General features: G+C 30.1%; 3 protein-coding genes and 1 pseudogene. 2 read left to right on the top strand and 2 right to left on the bottom strand.

Annotated elements, in window-relative coordinates; translation table 11 throughout:
* The first annotated feature begins 307 nt into the window (after positions 1–307).
* Together AOG54_RS03405 and AOG54_RS03400 are read left to right on the top strand one after the other, a co-directional pair.
* The gene (locus AOG54_RS03405) at positions 308–496 is read left to right on the top strand and encodes a hypothetical protein (RefSeq protein WP_055032416.1); all 189 of its coding nucleotides are present in this window, start codon (positions 308–310) and stop codon (positions 494–496) included.
* Entirely contained in the window at positions 493–834 is a 342-nt protein-coding gene (locus AOG54_RS03400; protein WP_055032415.1) for a hypothetical protein, read from the top strand. The genes AOG54_RS03405 and AOG54_RS03400 overlap by 4 nt, the downstream gene beginning before the upstream one ends.
* 218 nt (positions 835–1,052) lie before the next feature.
* Here the strand turns inward: AOG54_RS03400 and AOG54_RS03395 are convergent, their stop codons facing one another.
* Entirely contained in the window at positions 1,053–1,466 is a 414-nt protein-coding gene (locus tag AOG54_RS03395) for a type II toxin-antitoxin system VapC family toxin (RefSeq protein ID WP_162200851.1), read from the bottom strand.
* Positions 1,456–1,657: pseudogene (locus AOG54_RS09875) on the bottom strand (hypothetical protein); the annotation flags it as partial. The pseudogene AOG54_RS09875 and the gene AOG54_RS03395, both read right to left, overlap by 11 nt.

Here is a 1,657-nt window from a genome sequence, read left to right as displayed (position 1 = left end):
GAATACTAAAGGTGCATGCTTCAATAGATGCCGATTCATTATCCATAATGGAATGGAAGATAACCACCGCATCTGCATATGACAAGACTATAGCATTTGAAATGATAGATTCTGTAAGAGATTTCAGATATATTTTAATGGGTGCTGCATATGATTCTTCTAATTAATATATGATTATATTTTTGAGAATGCACATAGTATACCTGTTATAGGCACAAATAAGAGAAGTGGACTTGTTGAGGATAGATTAACTTATAACAGGAAACTGGGTATAGCATTAAGGAAAAAGGAATCATCAAGGTACAAATTGAGGTGGGAGATAGAAAGGACATTTTCTATTTTAAAGGAAATACTTGAAATGGAATATATATGGTATGTTAAACACAGGAATTATGACATAGCCATAGGAGAAATTATAGTTGCATACAACTGTATTGTAATGGCCAATAAAATAACCGGAAATTCAGGGAGGAAAATAATGTACATAGTGAGTTGACGTATGTTTGGACACCCTATGGTTTATTTGAAATAAGCCCGGATTTCACTGAAAACGAATTAAAAGAACACGGTGCAAACTTTATTCCAGTTGAAAAACCTTATAATATTGATAACAACATAATTGTATCCGGTGAGATACCAAGAAACCGGGGCCCGAGCCATAATGGCCACACATTTGATGAAAACGGTGGGGAAGATTTAATAAAGGATGATATGGCACTTTATTTACAAACAAAGAACGGACTTGCTATGATAACTGGATGCGGCCATTCAGGCATAGAAAACATAATGGAATACGGCATTAAAATAACAGGAAAAATAAAATACATGCAATAATGGGTGGCCTTTATTTTCTTGGCATTGATGATGAAAGAATATGTAAGAACATACATAAACTTGTATGATAAATTACTAAATTTAGTTCAAACAATTAACCATCTAACACTATCAGGTTTAAATGTTACTATTAACATAAAAGATCCAAATATACTATAAACTTTAAACTCTAATGTTTCATCAAGTAAGGAAATTCATAATTTTAAATTAAAAATAATTTATAAAATATTTAGTTTGTTCTCCTTAATTTTATTGATTAATCTTTTATCCGATGTAATTAGTGGTATTGATAATGTTATAGCCAAAAAAACATAAGATGAATCATAAACTGTAATGCCCATTTTCACGGATAAGGAAAAAGCACCCTTAACAATTTCATTAAAGCTGTGTATTTTCATTAAATTTAAAAATGAATAAGCTTTATTCATAATGGTCTCGCCGTCATCAACGGTTATATTATTTCTCTGTATCCTCTTCCATACAGTATTTAAAGATTCGTAATAGGTAAGATCTAATATATGAAAATAATCAAAATTGGATATTTTATTTTCTATATTTTCTGTTGTGCTATCTTCCATTAAAAGCGACATTAAGGCTGACGTATCAAGAACTGCCTCTTTTTTATCTATCACGGTCATCCCTAATTAATTTGTATGAATCATCAAAAATCCCATATTTTGCTTTCATTTTATTCCTGTTGTTATTTATATCATTTAATTCTTCCTTTATATGTTCCTTTTTAACCAATAATTCAAGATAGTTTCTAACCTCATTGTTTGGTTTTTCAAGACCAAAATAGGCATTCTCTATTTTTTCATAATCG

This window comes from Acidiplasma aeolicum, from assembly GCF_001402945.1.
Lineage (GTDB): Archaea > Thermoplasmatota > Thermoplasmata > Thermoplasmatales > Thermoplasmataceae > Acidiplasma > Acidiplasma aeolicum.
This window is presented reverse-complemented; position numbering and strand designations above follow the sequence as displayed.